Here is a 16,059-nt window from a genome sequence, read left to right as displayed (position 1 = left end):
TACCATGTCGAACAAACAAACCAATTTTCATTATATACTTGCGATTGCGTTCTTCCTACTAACAAGCTGTTCTAAGAACTGGCTGGATGAAAAACCTGATAGTAAACTAGCGGTGGCCACTACGTTAAACGACTTCCAGGCCCTCAATGATGGGCCGCTGCTCTACGTAACCAATGCCCTGGGCGAAATAGGTGGGGACAATTACTATATTTCCGACCTGTCCTTCCAATATCTTTATAATTTTGATATAGCGGAATATATCTGGGCACCTAACGGGTATGGTGTATCTTCCGAGTCGGACTGGGAGATCCTTTATAAGAATATCTTTTCCAGCAATACGGTCCTCGATGGGCTGAGCAATGTAGACGTTTCTTCCGGCTCCGCGACCCAATATGACCAGGTTAAAGGCACGGCGCTCTACTTCAGGGGGTACGACTACTACGAGCTTGCTCAAACCTTTTGCAAAAGCTATGACAGTGCCACGGCGCAGTCCGACCCCGGAATACCGCTCATGTTACACGCGGATGTGAACGAAAGACCCGGCCGGGGTACCGTAGCCCAGCTTTATGGACAGCTCTTTTCCGATCTGTTACAGGCGGCGGCTTTGCTTCCCAATGCGGACCAGTTATATAAGACCCGGCCCAATAAAGCTGCAGCCTTTGCCATGTTGGCAAGGGCCTATCTATCAATCGGGAGCTATCGCCTGGCCGAATTGTATGCAGATTCTGCGCTGGCAATAAAAAATGTGTTGCTGGACTATAATACCTTATCGGCAAACGGCTTCCAAAGTATGCCCGGCTTCAATGACAACCCGGAGGTGATCGCTTATTCAACCATTTTCGCAGGAGACGACCTATCCCCTTATGGCAGCCTGATAGATTCCACTTTATACAATTTATATGATTCTTCCGATCTGCGGCAAACGATGTTCTTTACGGATGCCATGAACTATATTGGCATCCCGGGTCAGGTCTTTTACGGTACCTACAATGGTAGCAACAATGGCAACTTCTTCACTGCACCGGCGGTGGACGAGCTATATCTGATCCGGGCAGAGTGTGAGGCCCGGAACGGTCAGGTAACCGCATCCCGGAATGACCTCAACTTCTTGCTGCAATACCGGTATGTTACCGGGAAATTTACGCCTGTCAACTTATCGAACACCGATTCGCTCCTGGCAAAAATCCTGCTGGAAAGGAGAAAAGAACTGGTCATGCGGGCGACCCGCTGGACTGATCTCCGGCGGCTGAACAAGGACAACCGGTTTGCCACCACGCTCACCAGGAACGCCAATGGTACGGTTTATACGTTATCGCCCAATAGCAACCTGTATGTATATCCAATACCGGATGATGAAATAACAGTAAGCAATATTGCTCAAAATCCACGATAAAAACTCTTGAAAATGGCACAACGATCTGTATTAAAGCTAACCTTAATTGCACTCTTTTCATTCTGTCTGTTAAAAAGTTATGCGCAGCAGGGTTCCTCCTTCAACATCATGAAGCGGGATCCCGATCTAAAGCTTCTGAACCAGGGCGGGGAGCTGGTTCTGCAAAAACTATCCGATTACAAAGGGAAAAATATCATTATCGACTTCTGGGCGACCTGGTGTTCTCCTTGCGTGTTCTCCATCCCTAAAATGGATTCGCTCCAGGAGGCGTTCAAAGGGGACCTGACAGTCCTTCTCGTCACAGACGAAAATGCAAAGGCGGTCGGTGCGTTCGCGGCAAAGTACAAACGGATCAAGGGGATCGGGATCCAATCCGTTGTAGAGGATACGGCATTGGGCCGCCTCTTTCCTCATAGCACAGTACCACAATATGTATGGATAGACAAAACGGGATTTGTCAGGTACGTGTCCTATCCGGAAGCGGTAACACGAAGCAATGTTGAAAAATTCATCCAGGGGGAAACACTGGACATTGCACAATACCGGTTCCCAAAAACAGCGGCAGATACGCTGCCCCCCTCACTCAAACGAGGCGCCAGGACCGGGGTGGCGACGTATCTGGGCGACCTCCTGGCAAAGGACAGCCTCCTCGTTTCCTATCATGTCCTGACCGACTTTATCTCGGGCCATGGCGGGGGCGGGCGTTTTGAAAAAGAATCTATCAACCTTTCCAATCTGAGCATTTGCGGGCTGTATGCCATGGCATTCGGAGAAGGCTCACTAAAGTACTTCGGCGGTTTCGGCAGGCTGAACCTCCTCACCAACGATTCCGCCAGGTTTACAGACAATTCCGGATCTGGGAATTGGAGTACCGCCTACCGGGACCAATGGAGGACTATTCCCGGGCATGAGTACAGTTATTTTTTAAAGCTGGCAAAGGGAGATACCAGCAATAAATACAGGGTCCTCCGGGAGGACCTGAATGCCAATTTTCCTTTCGTACACGCCTATATTGCGCAAGAGCAGAGGAACTGTTACGTATTGGAAAGAACTACGGAGCCGCCCACCTTTGAGACTACCGATACATCAGCGCCCGTTTTCGAACGGTATTCGTTCCTGCTAAACTGTCATAATGTCCCGATGTCCCGTCTCACTTTTGCGCTAAAGTTTTTTTTACAGGACAAGCCGGAGCCATTTGAGGACAAAGTGGACTATACCGGAAATGTCAATTTTAAATATGAGGGAAGCCTGACCGACCTGGTCAAGCTCAACGAGGCTTTAAACAAAGTGGGCCTCCGGTTGACAAAACAAACGATCCCCATCGACGTGCTGGTCATCGAGGATAAGAGCTATGCAAAAAAGGAAGTAAGCGTGCTTTATGAGCAAAGCAAAAGTGGTGCAAGGTGATTGATGCATTAAGCAGTCGCAGTAGAGCGGTATGCCTTAATGTAAATCTGCGAGCATATATTTCGGCATAACAAATATATCAACAACAAGCATGAAGTAATTACCAGCCCATTATTTTCGTACCGTATCGATTACCACCAATAGCGCGGCCTTAGCAATGGGGCCGCGTTATTACTTTATATTGATCTTATTGTATGTATCAAGCATATTGGTATATACCGGTTACAAAGGCAATGACGGTACCGACAATATTTCCGGAGCCATCTGTATTGAACTCGGCCACACAGATCAAAGCGCTATTAGTGATACAGTCACCAATAGCGGTCCCCTGTGCAGGTTCGGAGGTAAGCGGATCCAATGCATTATACATCGACAACTGGCTCCGCCTCGGATTGGATGCTAAGATGGACCCGGTGTGGGTGAATAGATTATTTTCCAAGGCAGGCAGCCAGGCAGTACCTGTTTGCAACACGCGCTCCCGGGACTTGAATGAACCTAAACCAACAATGGTCATGATTGCCGCCGCGCTTCCAAAAAAAATGCGGTTCATAAACAATAATTGAATTTTTGTTATTCTTCTTTGGCTCATTTTGGGGTACGTGTCCATACCGGCCTTCCGAGACAGTCAAATGTAAAATGGGCATTGTTTGGATTGTGTTATGCACGAAGCCTGAAGGACTCAAGATGGTCCGTGTACAAAACATACACTGCGTTGCCCACCACCTTAAAATCAAGTAAATACTTATGCTTTCGCTTGGGGATATAAAATGAGCAAAGGTACTTTCTATCTTTTATACTGTATACGTCAATGGTATAGTTATCCATAAAGTCCCTATTAGTCTGATTATCTCCTTTGATCATCGACTCTACAAAAATGCTATCCCGGGATACAGTGGAAAGGTTATTGACCTGGTACCGGGGTGACAAGCTGGTAAATACATCCTTTCCTTGACCCGTTTGAACAAAGCCGGACTTTGTCATATTTTCCGAAATGGTGTCGACCGTATGGATCGTCCAGTCGGATCGCAGGTTAGTATCGAGCAGGTGAATAGCGCCGGAAAAGAACTCGGTAAAAACGAACTGGTGCGTATTGGATGAGTAGTTCAACAAACCGTCTTCCATAGCGTGCCCTGGTTCATCCTTTCGCTGGACGGCATCATAGTTCATCCTGGTCTTGTAATTCGCATTCAGGGAAATGTAGATCAACGGGTGCGATCGACTGGTGTCAAAGCACCGGAAGGCAAAATGATCGTTGCCCCAAACGGTAGACCTGAGAAAGAGATAAGGAACAGCTATGCTGTCATATACCTGGCCTGAAGATAGATTCAGCTTGTATATTTTCCGGTTATTACCTATCAATAAATAAACGGTTGGTGAATCGATGATCATCTGGTACGATGTATGTCGCCTGTTAGTAAACTTGTAGCCTGCTTCGTGCACTCCGATCTGCTCCAGGCTGGTGTTGAATGTTTTGAAACTACCAGGTTCCATGAGGCTTACGGCAATGGTCCCGTTACTTTCTGCAAGGCGATAAGGGTTAACGATGTCCGCCGATCGCCCCACCGGTATCAGTTCGACGCCTGAAAACGTTCGGTCAAACCCATTTTTGGTATGATTTAGCGAAGTCGCCATAAAATACAACGCCACCGGGATCAGCCCTCCTAAAAAGCAGGTGACAATAATTCCTTTGACAATCTTTTTTTGTTGCATAATGATCATCATTAAAAAACGCGGCCCCGATCGCGGGGCCGCGTCTATAACTTAGGACGGGTATTGGAAAGAACCAGTATCAAAGGCCTTTGCAGTGCCCGTAGGGTTCCCGGAACCATCCGTATTGAACTGAGCAGCGCAGATCAGGGCGCTATTGGTGATACAGTCACCGACAGCAGTTCCCTGAACAGGCTCAGAACTCTGGGGGTCAGCCGCATCGTACGATGACAATAACGTCTTGCTGGAGCTGAGCTTAGAAATAGACCCGGTGTGTAGAGTCGTATTGTTTTCGGTTGCAGGAAGCCAGATAGTACCTACCCGGTTTGCAGCAACATGAGCCTTGAATGCACTGAAACCGACTACAGCCAGGATAGCGGCTGCGCTTCCAAATAATGCGCGTTTCATAATTGTTAATTGAGAGTTTGATGTTTTTACCTACAGTGGTGACGGGTTTTCGGTTCTCCCCGCCTGTCCTTCCTGCGCAGAAGGGACAGGATATATGCACATATAAGATCTTATAGTTATTTTGATCGGACAGGCTGCGGCACCAAAGGCACTAGCAACAACGCGACTATAGCCAATGTGGTCGAAAATATATTGAAGAACAAATGAGTAGTCCAACTCATTTTAGATAAAATGCCGCCGCAGCTACACGGGATATAGAAACTGAATCCCAGCATCATGGCAATATAGGAAGTAAACATAGCCATCAGGAATAGCGACCCGAACATACCGATGTATAAGTAAGTGGTTTTTAAGATGCCTGCCATGAGGGTCGCCGCGACCAAAAGTTCTGTGGCTGGCAGCGCCCATACGATGACAGATGCGAAGCCAGTAATGAAAGGCGACTGTGCCAACTGCGTTTCAAACACCTGGTAGGTAGCCAGTTTACTGAATGCGGCATAACCGAACAACGCGATAAAAAACAAAACGATCAGATTTAAAATCAAAGCACGCTTCATGACATAAAGGTTAAACCAATAAAGGGAGGGATGCATTAACAGGGGATGCGCAACGCATCAGGAAGTGCAGGACGCCGGCATTGCCCAGCATGAGTTCCGGCGTCGGAAACCGATAGTTGGTAAGCAGCCAGAAAATATCGCCTTTGTCATTGCTACTGTACATTTGCCAAAGAAGTCCTTCGATCCATTTCGCTCTGTCTAGCCAGGTCTTATTCCCGGTAGCACGGTGAGCGTCCAGGTAGATCTCTCCCAGTCCACTAAGGCCATAACATTGCGTCAGTTGGTGTGAAACGATCCGCTCCGGATGGATGCGCAATGCACTCTCCGCATATTCTGCATACTTGCGCGTGCCATACATTTCGAAGGCACGCAGGAATGCCATCGCTATACCAGGGCCGCCAACACTCCACCAGACCCCAATCTTGTTGTCCTTGTCACTATTCTGCCAAGCTATATGTCCCTCTTTTTTAACTGCTACCCGTTCCAGGTAAGCCAGTCCTTTCAACGCGGCGGCCTCTGCTCTTTCATCTTCACATGCACGTCCATACGATAAAAGAAAATACACAATCCCGGCAATTCCGATACCAAACCCACTGTACTTTATCCGTTCTTTGTTTTCCCCGGTAAAAAGCCAGGAGCCATCGTGCGCCTGGTTTTCAATAAGGCGCGTGGCCGCTTGTTGAAGATATTCGATAGCCCGTGTCATTCCAGGAAGCAGCCCTTCGATCTGCATCAGTGCGAGCCCCTCCCCTGCTAACCCATGCATAAGGTCCCAGGATGCGGACCGTTTTTCTGCTAACCGATCAACCAGTGAAAACATATCATTTTCCCAGGCAATATCTCCATTTTGGACACCCATCGCAAACAACAACGCCAAACCGGTTGATCCAAAGTGCAGTCCGGGGGGCAGCGTTCCCATGTTCCGTTCCGCATATTCAATAAGGTATTCCCACGCAACCCGCATATTACCCTTTGCCCGGGTAACATCGTAGCCCAGTTCTTCTGCCTTTAACAGGGTATAAAGCGGCCCGGCAATCCCATTGTGTAGTGAGGGCAACACGTCTTTATCCTGTAAGGGGTAAACATACTGATCAAAATCGTTTTTAATTGAAGTGAACCATTTCCCTTCGTGTGCCATCAACGCACTGCCAAAGCTCTTGATGACCTGGTTGAACTTACCAGGATCAACCGGGACATACCGTTCGTTACTTTCCTCGCTTGATGTTGCTTGAACAAGCCGATCCTTTACTTTTTTCAGGCTGGTTATGACTTCCTTGATGTTGGGACGCCTATGCTTGTTCAGATCGACACAGGAAAGAATGATTTTTTCAAGATCAGGCTGGTGCAACAAAAAAGAGAGCTTTTCTCCCAGCCGCTTGTCATAATCCCAATTCAATATTCCTGGTTCTATGCCTGTGACCGAATTGATCATCAAGGCACCGAAAGCAAAGTAGTCGTCAGCAATATGGGGAAATTGCATTTGTCTCTGATCCGGGGAGATATACCCAGCCGTTCCAATGGTAAAGGGCGTGGATGGGATCTTCCTTTTGTAATTATAGCTTAATTCAACGTCGATCATCCATATTTTATCTTTCTGATCGACGAGAAAATTTTTCCCGGTTATGTCCCGGTGATAATATCCGGCCCGATGGAGTCTGAGGATTTGTTCTGCTACGCGAAGCAGGTAATCGAGCAGCCGGGTCTTTTCTTCCAGTGAAAGGTCAAACCAGGGGCGATTCTTTATTACGTCAAATGTATATTTACCCAGCATTTCACCTGGGATATATTTCATCGCATAAAGTGCATCGTCATCTTGTATGGAGCAGCCAAGCGATACGGGTACATTGGCTATCCGGGACAATCTTTTTTGGAGCCGGTATTGCCATCGGATTTTGTCCCTTGCGTCTGAAAGATCGTTTTCGACGAACATTCCTTTCTTTCCCTGCTTGATAACGCACGGGGTCTTGAATAAAAACAGCCTTTTGTATACCCCTTTCGTCACTTCTCCTTTTACACCCTTCTTTATTTTCTTCACTTCTTTAAATTTCCGCAGGAAATGCGCTTTCGACGGCAGGATGGGATCGGGAAACATCCTATACTGGAAGGGATTGGGTTCCCAGGAAGGCATAAAGGGTTCCACAGCGTATTCATCGGCTACCAGCTCTCCTTTGTCGTTTTTCATATAGCGGGAACGCTTCCCCCAACTGTCTGTTTTTATGATGGGAAGGAACGCCCCATACCGGTAATAAACACCATCAGCTAATTTTATATCGGTGAGAACAGCAGGGCCTTTATAACCTGCAGCCAGGGGTAACAATTCCTCCAGGAATGAATGGATGCCAGAAATATCCTGTACAAAGACCGAGATCGCTTTCCCGATCTTTTGTGATCCAAACAACCCTTCATTGCATTTCAACAGTAACTCCTTTGTTCGTAGAATTTTGTATGTCATGCCAAATCGCCCGAGGATGGGTAGGATGGAACCTAACATTTTGAAATATTCCGGGTGGGCGCAGGTAAGATGCATTATCCAGCCCTGTTCCGTGGTCACTTCCCCCACCCGATAGTAGATATTTTCTTGAACATATGACACACCTATTCTATGCAAAATTTGCATAGTGTCGTCCATTGTATGTTCGCTTTCTCCGGAAGAATGAAGGAGCGTTATTTCCTTTTCTTTGCCAGCAATGACGTCTTTTTCCATACTATTCAATTGATTACTATGTCTTTCCTGTTTGCGGCGAGAACGGGCAGATCGAGGCCTTTGGAATATTAAAAACCTGATTACGGCTGATGTACCGGGTAGTTTGGAAATTTTCCGGGTACAATGTTGTTTATCCGATCATTTTTTAAAGGTAGATTTTCGTTGCATGTCCGGGTATCGAAATCAGGATTTTAAATTATGAATAAGGAATTATTCGGTATGGCACTGGTATCACGGTTGCGCGTATTGCAAAACAGCGATCCAACCGCTAATGTAAGTCAGCCCGCAAAGAAAGGGTCCTTTTATCCGGATAAAAAGTTATTCGATGTGGAGCCTTTCCCTTGAGAGGTACAGGCTCCGGAAAAGGTAAGTTTATACCCGCCTGCTATAGAGTAAGGTCATGTATAATGGGCGGTACTATCCTTTCAAGCCAGGCGTTTCAAAGGTTTTTCGTAGACCTTGCCAGGAACCTCTATGCCGGCTGTACGCATCTTTAATATGCTCACCGGTGCTTCTTTCCCATTTTACTTTCAATAAAGCAAAAGTCTGGTTAAAATAATTTCTGAGTTTTGCGACCGGCAGCCCCGTTATGCCGACGATTTCCGCTTCGGCTCTTCCTTCCAGCAAAAAAGTAGCGAGCACGCTAAAAGGCGATCGCAGTGTGCTGACCAAATATTGCAGGTGAGTTCTGGAAGCATCCCCTTCCGTATGATGTCCGGTGGTCAATGATCCACCTATGTCAGACAGGAAATCCTCAGGGGCCATCCAGATGTTCCGAGATGGTATTTCCGATTTAATCTTATTGGAGAGTTCCCAGATCTTGAAATTGATATGTGTGGAGAGGTAGTCAAGATTGGTAAGGCGCCTTCGCTGGCTCCAGACCGAAGCGCACGTATCAGTAACAATGTCCATAGCCTGATCCTGATGTAAGTGATTCCGTTGCAAAAAGGTTGTTACCGCTGCCTCCAGGTAGGTCAATAGCCACTTATAGGCGCGCTGATCACCTTCCTTGAGTGCTTTAAGGGGCGCTTCTTCAGTTGTAAAGGGGATGTGTTGGGATGACTGGATGGGTAAGGGGGGAAGTACGGGCAAAGTATAGACGGGATCTGACTTTACCGGGGCCTTTTGGATGGACGCGCGGGGGTGAATGATTGGGCTGTCTTTATGACGGGCAATGGAGAAATTTTGTGGTATACTTGCAGCAGTCGATTCCGCAATGACGACAGGCCGTGATCGGACAACCGAATTAACTTTTTTTTTGAGCGTTCTCTTTATACCGGGTCAATTCAAGGATCGCATCCATGCACAATTTACGCAGCGTTTCATTTTCCTCCCGGAGGATGTCATTTTCGATCCGGAGTATTTCAATTTCATCATGGAGTCCCTGGGAGCCATTATTGGATGGAGCTACTGGGGTTGTACTGCCCTGATCCCCGTACTTCTTTTTCCATAGGTAAAATTGACTTGCATGTATACTCATACTTTCACAGATCGCCGCTACCGGTTTTCCATTCCTGTGGTCTTTAATGGCCTGTATCTTTTGGGCTTCGGTGTGTCGTATAGTCATAGTAAAGCAGAAAGGGGAAGCTAAGTAAAGTGCGGGGGCATGGTTTGTGAACACAGGAGTATTTTCTGTCAATACGGGAGTTTATCCAGGTCGTTCATTTTGACATCGCACGCCTGACCAGCCGTTGAGGTGCTTTGAATAACCTTGCTATATCGTTTAATTAACGTAGATGCTTGATTGAACAAGTATTTGAAAAAAAATACCGACTATTATTTCGGTCTATCTCATATGTCAGCAACGCCCTTGTAAAGGCAACGCTTTATACACGACAATTCCATGACAAAAAAATTATACAGACTGGTCACAAAAATTCGTGTTTTCATGTTCTTATAGCAACTACGTTTAAATACGGAGCAGGCAAATCAGTTCGCCCCGGACGACCCTGGCAACCGGCTGTAGAGGTCATCTGATATGCACGAATGATCCGTTATGAACTTAAGCCACTATGAATAAGCCCTGGGATAACCCGTATGTGATTTTTTCGATGCAGAACGGCATCGTCAAAGCGGTTTATCGAAAAACGGCATCCCCTATTACGCTGGAAAAGGCGATGCTGATCAAGGAATGCAGGATGGCCTTTCAACAAGGGCAGATACTCCCCCTGCTGGTAACAACAGAGGGCTGGATTGAGATGGATCAACCGGCACGCAGTTATCTGGCGGGCCCGGACGGCGTGGAAGGTGTCAAGGCCGCTGCCCTACTGGAGCGAAACACTGCGGTGAAACTCGTCATCGGCTTTTTCCTGGCCTTTATGCCGAAGAGCATACCCGTAAAAACTTTCCGACGGGAAAAGGCTGCTTTGGAATGGCTTGACTTCTACAAATAGCAAAATATGCCTGTACGAAACCATACATATGGACTGCATATTATCGGGGAGATCGGAGACCTGCTGATCAATGTAGCAAGGGGCCGCTATGACCTGATCAGGCCACCTGTTCTCTCCGACCCAAAAGGAGAACCGGATTGGGCGGAATCAGTACAGTCGGGCCTTTATATGATGGCGGAGGAGCTGAAGGTGCGGACCATCAGCCGGAGTTACTTTGACCACCTGTTCAACAGCTACCTGGACGCTTGTTTCATCCTATCGAAAGAAGGGATCATTGAAGAAGCCAACCAGGCGGCGGGCAAGCTCCTATGTTGTACCAGGGAGCAGCTTGTAAAAATTCATTTTAACACATTGGTCGTGGAGAAGGGGCTTTTCCCGGCGGTGCTTTGCCCCCGAAAAGGGGCGCAAAGGACGGAATTGATTAGTCCGGTGATCAACTTTGTTTCTCCTCATGGTGTCGTGATGCCCCGGCAGGCGTTACTGAGCTGGATGCCTACCGGCTGGGGAGATATAAAAGAATGTCTCCTGATCGCCCGGATGCTTCCCACCCAGGAGAGCGCCACCGATGAGGGTAAAGACAATAAGAAAACCCGCCGAAACGTGGAAGTTGGAAAACCAGGGGTGCAGGGTGAAAAGCCAGATTTTTTTTCGCTTGGTGAAGTGCCCGCACTGTCCGGCAGGATCACCCTGCCTTCCCGTAAGGAACGTGAGGTACTGGAACTGGTCTCTCAAGGTTACACCAGTGAGGAAATCGCGGGTATCCGGAAAGTCGATCTGCGCACGATCGAAACGCAGCGCAATAGTCTAATAGATAAACTGGGCGCGAGGAATGTCGCCCACCTGGTCCAGATCGCCAATGACCTGGGCCTGATTGGAAAACGGGTTTGATGATAGGTGAAAAACATATCCATATGAATGATATATTTAATTTCGAGGCAGTCTATCCACGCCTGCATGTTGAGGCCAGTAGTTTAGCCAGAAAGTTCATCTATGATCGGGGGGCCGCAGAAGATATAGCAACTTCTGTCCTTCTACGTGTCTGGAAAATAAAATCCGATTTCTTGAACGAAAGGGCTGCCAAAGCATATATATCGACTGGTGTTTATTTTGCCTGTTATAATTATCTACGGAAAAAAAACACGGATGAAAAGCATCGGGAACATATCATCTATCAGATTCGTCTAACCGATACGCCATCTTGTATATTGGACCAGATGATAGAGAAGTATTCGTCTGTTAAACTCTCTCATGCGATTAACAAGCTCCCGCGGCAAACAAAAATTGTTACGAGGTTGACAATGGAAGGTCTTTCTACGGTGGAGGTAGCGGATATCCTGGGAATACACAAACAAACCGTGAGGAACACGAGGGTTCGGGCCTATGGAATATTGAGGCCTGAACTGGAAAGTGAGTGATCTCGGATTTCGGAGTGAGACAAAGGAGTTGAGCCTTTTTTATGCCTTAAACTTAATTACTTTTATGATCCTCCTCCGCTTCACCCTGGCGAGGTAATTTGTTTACATGGATTCCGTTCAGGGCAGCCAATTTTTGCAATTCATCTGGCTGCAAATTGTTGAGATCACCAGATAATTGATTCATGTTGATGTTTACACTTTGCTGATCGCCGGTCATTTCCAGGTCGATTGCTACCTGCTCCTTTGGCATGTACTTAAACAGGTCACTCAGACTTTTAACTTCTCCGGCATGATAGGCTTCACGAAAACGAGCATAACCGGGATGCTTATATACGGTTTCATTTTCGTTCTCATCCTCGCTCAAGTCAGGGACCAATTCGAAAATTTGTTCAAGACTGATTCCAATCAACTTGCTCAGATGGAAAAAGTCCTTCATGATGATGTCATGGGGTCTCTGGAGTAACTCTTTTAGCTCGTCTGTGGGAATGCCTAAGTCCACCGCCAACTGATCAACAGGGACAAAATTAGTCAGGCTTTGTAAATCTTTCAGTGTGCCTGCATGAAAGGCTTCCTTTATTTGCGCATAGCCTGGATGTTTGTGCGGGGTATCATTATTAATCATCTCCGTGTTGATTGAATTTGACATTTAAAGTTTGATTTTAGTACTATTTACATCAAAATGATATAATCTTCCCATTTCAAAAGAACTTATCATTCATGGCCAGACGAAGAAGGCTGTCATAGTCAATCCCAATAAGGTCGCTTAAATCCCGAAAAGTAGCTTTCTTCATGGTGTTGACAGGGTCCACAAATTCCTCTCGCAAACGAGCGTATTGTCTGCCAAGATCCTTCGCTATGAGATTAATAGGCACATATGTAAAAATATCTCTCATACATTTTAATTCCCCCTCATTGTATGCTTTTAAGACTCTGTCATACCTGGATGATTTATTAACCTCCTGGTTTTTATCCGGCGTTATTTCCTTCACATTTTTTTCGACCGTCTTATCATTGACTGTCTCCAGACTATTAGCGAAAGCGAGCATTTCCGGCGGCAGTTGATTCAAAATTAATATATACAATTCTATTGGGGTAAGTGAGTATGCTTCACCTATCTTTAGTATTTCGTTGACTGTGAAATGTTCAGGATGCTTGGCTTTTCTCGTAAAAGTTTGATAATTACACCCTATTTCCTTTGATATATTTGTTTTTGGCATGTAGTAAAACAGGTCAGATAGTTTTTTAATCTTATTGGCAAGAAATAAGGTACGAATGGACTTCATCTTAATTATTCTGCTTATCTGTACGGCGGTAAGATATTCATTGGGCACTCCCGCACTCTGCTCCCTATTTACCGATTGCTCATTTTTCATCCGTTCTAAATTTATTCGCTTATAAATTAAGCATGTCGATATTTTCGATAGAAAGCTACGTCTTATATTTATAAAAACAGCGTATATGCATATACTTTATGATCATTACTTAAATAGATATATTTAGATAAATGATTTTAAAATTTAAAATATTGAAACAATCATATTGAATACAGATGATTTTCAATACCTTTTTGTTGCTACAAGAAGTAGCATTTGATAATAAGCACAGTTAAATTGAACTTATTTGAGTGAGTCGTATAAGACCGCAAAGGCAGATAAAGGGATTTCATATCCTGGCGAATCCGTGAAAACCAGAATAGTGATCAGTGCAAGTCAAGCTGTAGCGCAGCCTGAGCCAGTTCAACAGCATTGTGGGCGCCCAGCTTAGTCATGAGGCTGAGCCGGTGCTTAAATACGGTCCTTGGACTGATGCCCATTTTAATTGCAATTTGCCGGCCCTTCAGGCCGGCCCGGATCAGCATGAGCACTTCCTGCTCGCGGGGTGACAGCCGGGGCGGCTCGTCATTCCCCAGGACCATAGGCGGCTGCATGAGCTTTAGTGCGATCTCATTGGAAAAAAAGAGTTTGCCTGCCAGCACGGTCTTGATCGCTATGACCAGCGTATCGGGCTCTACATTCTTTAATATGTAGCCTCTGGCCCCGGCTTGCAGCATTTTATCAACGTATGCGCGTTCGTCATAGCTGGAAAGGGTCAGGACACGGGTGTGCGGGTTTCTTCGCAGGATGATCTCCGTAGCTTTGGGGCCACCGATTCCCGGCAGGTGGAAATCCATCAGGATAATATCATAGTTCCGTTCCCGGCTGCGCTCTATGGCCTCCTCTGTTGTTTCAGCTACGTCGATCACATAGTGAATAGTGGCGGTTGACTTAGGGAGCATAGCAAACAGCCCTTCCCGAATCATCCGGTGATCGTCTGCAATGAGGATCATTATGGGAGGCTTTGCTTTTGCCATTATCGCATCGATTGAACTGATTGCTCAGGAAATTTGATCACTACCCGCACGCCTTTGCCCATCGCGCTAACCAGTCTGAAATAACCTTTGTGGGATTGAACACGGGTTTCCATGTTCCGCAAACCCATGCCCGGATGGGAGAGTTTTTGAGGGTCGAAACCGGTGCCATTATCCTGCATCCGGACCTGTATCTCTCCTCCTGTTGCTTTGAACACCAGGCGTACGAGGGTACCGTCCCCATGGTTTAAGGAGTTATGTAGGAACTCCTGGACAACCCGGAACAAGTCGATCTCCAGGGAGCGGGGCAATACCGGAAAATCGTGGGAGTGGTTGACGACAATCCTGGTGGTTCCCGTGATGTTCAAATGCCCGCATAATTCCTGAACGGCAGCCAACAGGCCAAAATCTTCAAGGGTTTTGGGCATTAAGTTGAAACAGACATTGCGCATTTCTGTTAGTGTATTGTTCAGGCATTCATTGGCGGTGCGGAGCTTTGCCTGCAAGGGCTTGGACCGGGTACCTTTCTGTACGGCGCTGACAAAGAATTTGGCAGCGGTGAGCTGCTGGCCCAGGCTGTCATGCAGGTCACGCGCCAGCCGTAACCTTTCCTGTTCCTGGCCGTCGATCATAGCGCGCAAGATCCTGTTATCGGCTGCCTGCCGGTCGGTAATATCTCGGGCGGTCAGCAGCACCTGCCGTCGTCTTTGCCCGTTATGCGCCTGCATATGCTGGAGGGTAATGTCTACCGGCAATGATGATCCCGCTGCGGTATGGAACACCCGGTTGAACTGGATAATTTTACCGGGCCGGCGTGCTTTCCTCACCTGTCCGGAGAGGGATGGCCTGGCATACCCGGTGATCAGATCAACCGGCTGGCCTTCCAACTGATCCTGTGAATAGCCCAATCGACGGCAGGCGGCGTGGTTGACTTTTTCGAGCAAACCATCGAGGGTAATGACCATCACCATATCGGTGACGGTATTGAATATCTGGGTAAAGAAATCCCGGCTGATGGTTACGGCCATCAGTTCCTCGCCCAGCATGTGCAGGCTGCCTACCTGTTCGTCGGTTTCATCCAGGCGGTCGGAGATCTTTAGTCTTTTACTAAAGTCACCGGCTGCGTAGGCGGCCAGGAGCTGGTAGATTTGTCGGATTCGTTTGTGCATGGCGGTAAAAATTGTTGTAGCCATTTCATTGCCTTTTCCTCGTTTTTTACCCACTTGATCGGGAATGGCGGCTTATGAAGTTTCATGATCAATTCAATGATCGCATAGGTGTTTGCTTTCCCGGTTACGACGGCTGTAGCGCTGATACCTGCAATGCCTTCTGCAGTACTGAGGTAACGAAGCGCGGCTCTTTTCATTTCGACGACGCCCTGGTTAAGCAGCATCAACGGCCTGGGAGTTCTGCCGGCAAATTCCAAGCGGTCCCGGACAATTTGCCTGGCCATGTCCAGCGTGATCTGCATTTGTTTTTTGTAGGTGGCAATGAGGATTCCGTTGTCCAGTAATTCGAGATCAACGTAAGGTGTTGTGTGCTTTCTCATGTATATGGCTTTTATTGGTTAGGTTAAGCAATAGAGACACTACCCTTTTCCCGCATAGTTTGGAAAATGGGACAAATGCCCGGTATTTGGACACCGGTACGGGGATGATAACGGTAATTAGGACTGTACGATCGTTACGCCATAGGCGCAATAGGTAGGGGGCTACTAATACTAACAGT

General features: G+C 47.0%; 16 protein-coding genes and 1 pseudogene. 6 read left to right on the top strand and 11 right to left on the bottom strand.

The window, feature by feature from the left end:
* The first annotated feature begins 4 nt into the window (after positions 1–4).
* Positions 5–1,393, top strand: a complete 1,389-nt coding sequence (locus EDB95_RS24350) for a RagB/SusD family nutrient uptake outer membrane protein (protein ID WP_133998688.1) — start codon at positions 5–7, stop codon at positions 1,391–1,393.
* 12 nt (positions 1,394–1,405) lie between these two features.
* A complete protein-coding gene (locus EDB95_RS24345) occupies positions 1,406–2,800 on the top strand; it encodes a redoxin family protein (protein ID WP_133998686.1) in 1,395 nt (464 codons plus the stop codon).
* A gap of 199 nt (positions 2,801–2,999) precedes the next feature.
* On the opposite strand, the gene EDB95_RS24340 is transcribed toward EDB95_RS24345, so the two are convergent.
* The 5 genes from EDB95_RS24340 to EDB95_RS24320 form a co-directional block, all read right to left on the bottom strand.
* Positions 3,000–3,350, bottom strand: coding sequence for a hypothetical protein (locus EDB95_RS24340; protein WP_133998683.1), 351 nt, complete (start codon positions 3,348–3,350; stop codon positions 3,000–3,002).
* A 107-nt stretch (positions 3,351–3,457) separates the two neighbouring features.
* A complete protein-coding gene (locus EDB95_RS24335) occupies positions 3,458–4,510 on the bottom strand; it encodes a hypothetical protein (RefSeq protein WP_133998681.1) in 1,053 nt (350 codons plus the stop codon).
* A 521-nt stretch (positions 4,511–5,031) separates the two neighbouring features.
* On the bottom strand, positions 5,032–5,472 hold the full coding sequence (locus EDB95_RS24330) for a MauE/DoxX family redox-associated membrane protein (protein WP_133998679.1): 441 nt from the start codon (positions 5,470–5,472) through the stop codon (positions 5,032–5,034).
* A gap of 10 nt (positions 5,473–5,482) precedes the next feature.
* A complete protein-coding gene (locus EDB95_RS24325) occupies positions 5,483–8,176 on the bottom strand; it encodes a lanthionine synthetase LanC family protein (RefSeq protein WP_133998675.1) in 2,694 nt (897 codons plus the stop codon).
* Between the two features lie 417 nt (positions 8,177–8,593).
* Positions 8,594–9,268 (bottom strand): RNA polymerase sigma factor, encoded by a 675-nt coding sequence (locus tag EDB95_RS24320; RefSeq protein WP_133998672.1) that lies wholly within the window; start codon positions 9,266–9,268, stop codon positions 8,594–8,596.
* A gap of 166 nt (positions 9,269–9,434) precedes the next feature.
* Here EDB95_RS24320 and EDB95_RS27830 point away from each other — a divergent pair, with 166 nt between their 5' ends.
* On the top strand, positions 9,435–9,629 hold the full coding sequence (locus tag EDB95_RS27830; RefSeq protein WP_246073780.1) for a hypothetical protein: 195 nt from the start codon (positions 9,435–9,437) through the stop codon (positions 9,627–9,629).
* 24 nt (positions 9,630–9,653) lie between these two features.
* Here EDB95_RS27830 and EDB95_RS28055 read toward each other — a convergent pair.
* Positions 9,654–9,743: pseudogene (locus EDB95_RS28055) on the bottom strand (hypothetical protein); the annotation flags it as partial.
* A 445-nt stretch (positions 9,744–10,188) separates the two neighbouring features.
* On the opposite strand from EDB95_RS28055, the gene EDB95_RS24310 reads away from it, so the two are divergent.
* From EDB95_RS24310 to EDB95_RS24300, 3 genes are read left to right on the top strand one after another with little or no spacing between them, the layout of a single operon-like run.
* Positions 10,189–10,569 carry a DUF7793 family protein gene (locus EDB95_RS24310; RefSeq protein ID WP_133998667.1) on the top strand — a complete coding sequence of 127 codons (381 nt, stop codon included), beginning with the start codon at positions 10,189–10,191 and terminating at the stop codon, positions 10,567–10,569.
* Positions 10,570–10,575: 6 nt separating this feature from the next.
* Entirely contained in the window at positions 10,576–11,457 is an 882-nt protein-coding gene (locus tag EDB95_RS24305; RefSeq protein WP_133998664.1) for a LuxR C-terminal-related transcriptional regulator, read from the top strand.
* A 23-nt stretch (positions 11,458–11,480) separates the two neighbouring features.
* Complete coding sequence (locus EDB95_RS24300) at positions 11,481–11,984, top strand: sigma-70 family RNA polymerase sigma factor (protein ID WP_162852772.1); 504 nt, start codon at positions 11,481–11,483, stop codon at positions 11,982–11,984.
* Positions 11,985–12,036: 52 nt separating this feature from the next.
* Here EDB95_RS24300 and EDB95_RS24295 read toward each other — a convergent pair whose 3' ends face one another.
* The 5 genes from EDB95_RS24295 to EDB95_RS24275 all read right to left on the bottom strand — a co-directional run bounded on the left by EDB95_RS24295 (position 12,037) and on the right by EDB95_RS24275 (position 15,880).
* Positions 12,037–12,630: a hypothetical protein gene (locus EDB95_RS24295; protein WP_133998658.1), complete on the bottom strand. Its 594-nt coding sequence runs from the start codon at positions 12,628–12,630 to the stop codon at positions 12,037–12,039.
* 52 nt (positions 12,631–12,682) lie between these two features.
* Positions 12,683–13,357, bottom strand: a complete 675-nt coding sequence (locus EDB95_RS24290) for a hypothetical protein (protein WP_133998655.1) — start codon at positions 13,355–13,357, stop codon at positions 12,683–12,685.
* Between the two features lie 326 nt (positions 13,358–13,683).
* Positions 13,684–14,310 carry a response regulator gene (locus tag EDB95_RS24285; RefSeq protein WP_162852771.1) on the bottom strand — a complete coding sequence of 209 codons (627 nt, stop codon included), beginning with the start codon at positions 14,308–14,310 and terminating at the stop codon, positions 13,684–13,686.
* A 23-nt stretch (positions 14,311–14,333) separates the two neighbouring features.
* On the bottom strand, positions 14,334–15,500 hold the full coding sequence (locus EDB95_RS24280; protein ID WP_162852770.1) for a PAS domain-containing sensor histidine kinase: 1,167 nt from the start codon (positions 15,498–15,500) through the stop codon (positions 14,334–14,336).
* On the bottom strand, positions 15,428–15,880 hold the full coding sequence (locus EDB95_RS24275) for a DUF7793 family protein (RefSeq protein WP_133998645.1): 453 nt from the start codon (positions 15,878–15,880) through the stop codon (positions 15,428–15,430). The genes EDB95_RS24280 and EDB95_RS24275 overlap by 73 nt, the downstream gene beginning before the upstream one ends.
* Between the last annotated feature and the right edge of the window lie 179 nt (positions 15,881–16,059).

This window comes from Dinghuibacter silviterrae (genome assembly GCF_004366355.1).
GTDB classification, from domain to species: Bacteria; Bacteroidota; Bacteroidia; order Chitinophagales; family Chitinophagaceae; genus Dinghuibacter; species Dinghuibacter silviterrae.
Note: the sequence above shows the minus strand (reverse complement) of the source record. Positions and strands in the feature narration are given on the sequence as shown.

Excerpts from the sequence above, each read along its gene's own strand:
- EDB95_RS24305 (WP_133998664.1), top strand. The coding sequence starts at position 10,576 with ATGCCTGTACGAAACCATACATATGGACTGCATATTATCGGGGAGATC.
- EDB95_RS24285 (WP_162852771.1), bottom strand. The coding sequence starts at position 14,310 with ATGATCCTCATTGCAGACGATCACCGGATGATTCGGGAAGGGCTGTTT.
- EDB95_RS24275 (WP_133998645.1), bottom strand. The coding sequence starts at position 15,880 with ATGAGAAAGCACACAACACCTTACGTTGATCTCGAATTACTGGACAAC.
- EDB95_RS24330 (WP_133998679.1), bottom strand. The coding sequence starts at position 5,472 with ATGAAGCGTGCTTTGATTTTAAATCTGATCGTTTTGTTTTTTATCGCG.
- EDB95_RS24335 (WP_133998681.1), bottom strand. The coding sequence starts at position 4,510 with ATGCAACAAAAAAAGATTGTCAAAGGAATTATTGTCACCTGCTTTTTA.
- EDB95_RS24300 (WP_162852772.1), top strand. The coding sequence starts at position 11,481 with ATGAATGATATATTTAATTTCGAGGCAGTCTATCCACGCCTGCATGTT.
- EDB95_RS24350 (WP_133998688.1), top strand. The coding sequence starts at position 5 with ATGTCGAACAAACAAACCAATTTTCATTATATACTTGCGATTGCGTTC.
- EDB95_RS24340 (WP_133998683.1), bottom strand. The coding sequence starts at position 3,350 with ATGAACCGCATTTTTTTTGGAAGCGCGGCGGCAATCATGACCATTGTT.
- EDB95_RS24280 (WP_162852770.1), bottom strand. The coding sequence starts at position 15,500 with ATGCACAAACGAATCCGACAAATCTACCAGCTCCTGGCCGCCTACGCA.
- EDB95_RS24325 (WP_133998675.1), bottom strand. The coding sequence starts at position 8,176 with ATGGAAAAAGACGTCATTGCTGGCAAAGAAAAGGAAATAACGCTCCTT.
- EDB95_RS24295 (WP_133998658.1), bottom strand. The coding sequence starts at position 12,630 with ATGTCAAATTCAATCAACACGGAGATGATTAATAATGATACCCCGCAC.
- EDB95_RS24345 (WP_133998686.1), top strand. The coding sequence starts at position 1,406 with ATGGCACAACGATCTGTATTAAAGCTAACCTTAATTGCACTCTTTTCA.
- EDB95_RS24310 (WP_133998667.1), top strand. The coding sequence starts at position 10,189 with ATGAATAAGCCCTGGGATAACCCGTATGTGATTTTTTCGATGCAGAAC.
- EDB95_RS24290 (WP_133998655.1), bottom strand. The coding sequence starts at position 13,357 with ATGAAAAATGAGCAATCGGTAAATAGGGAGCAGAGTGCGGGAGTGCCC.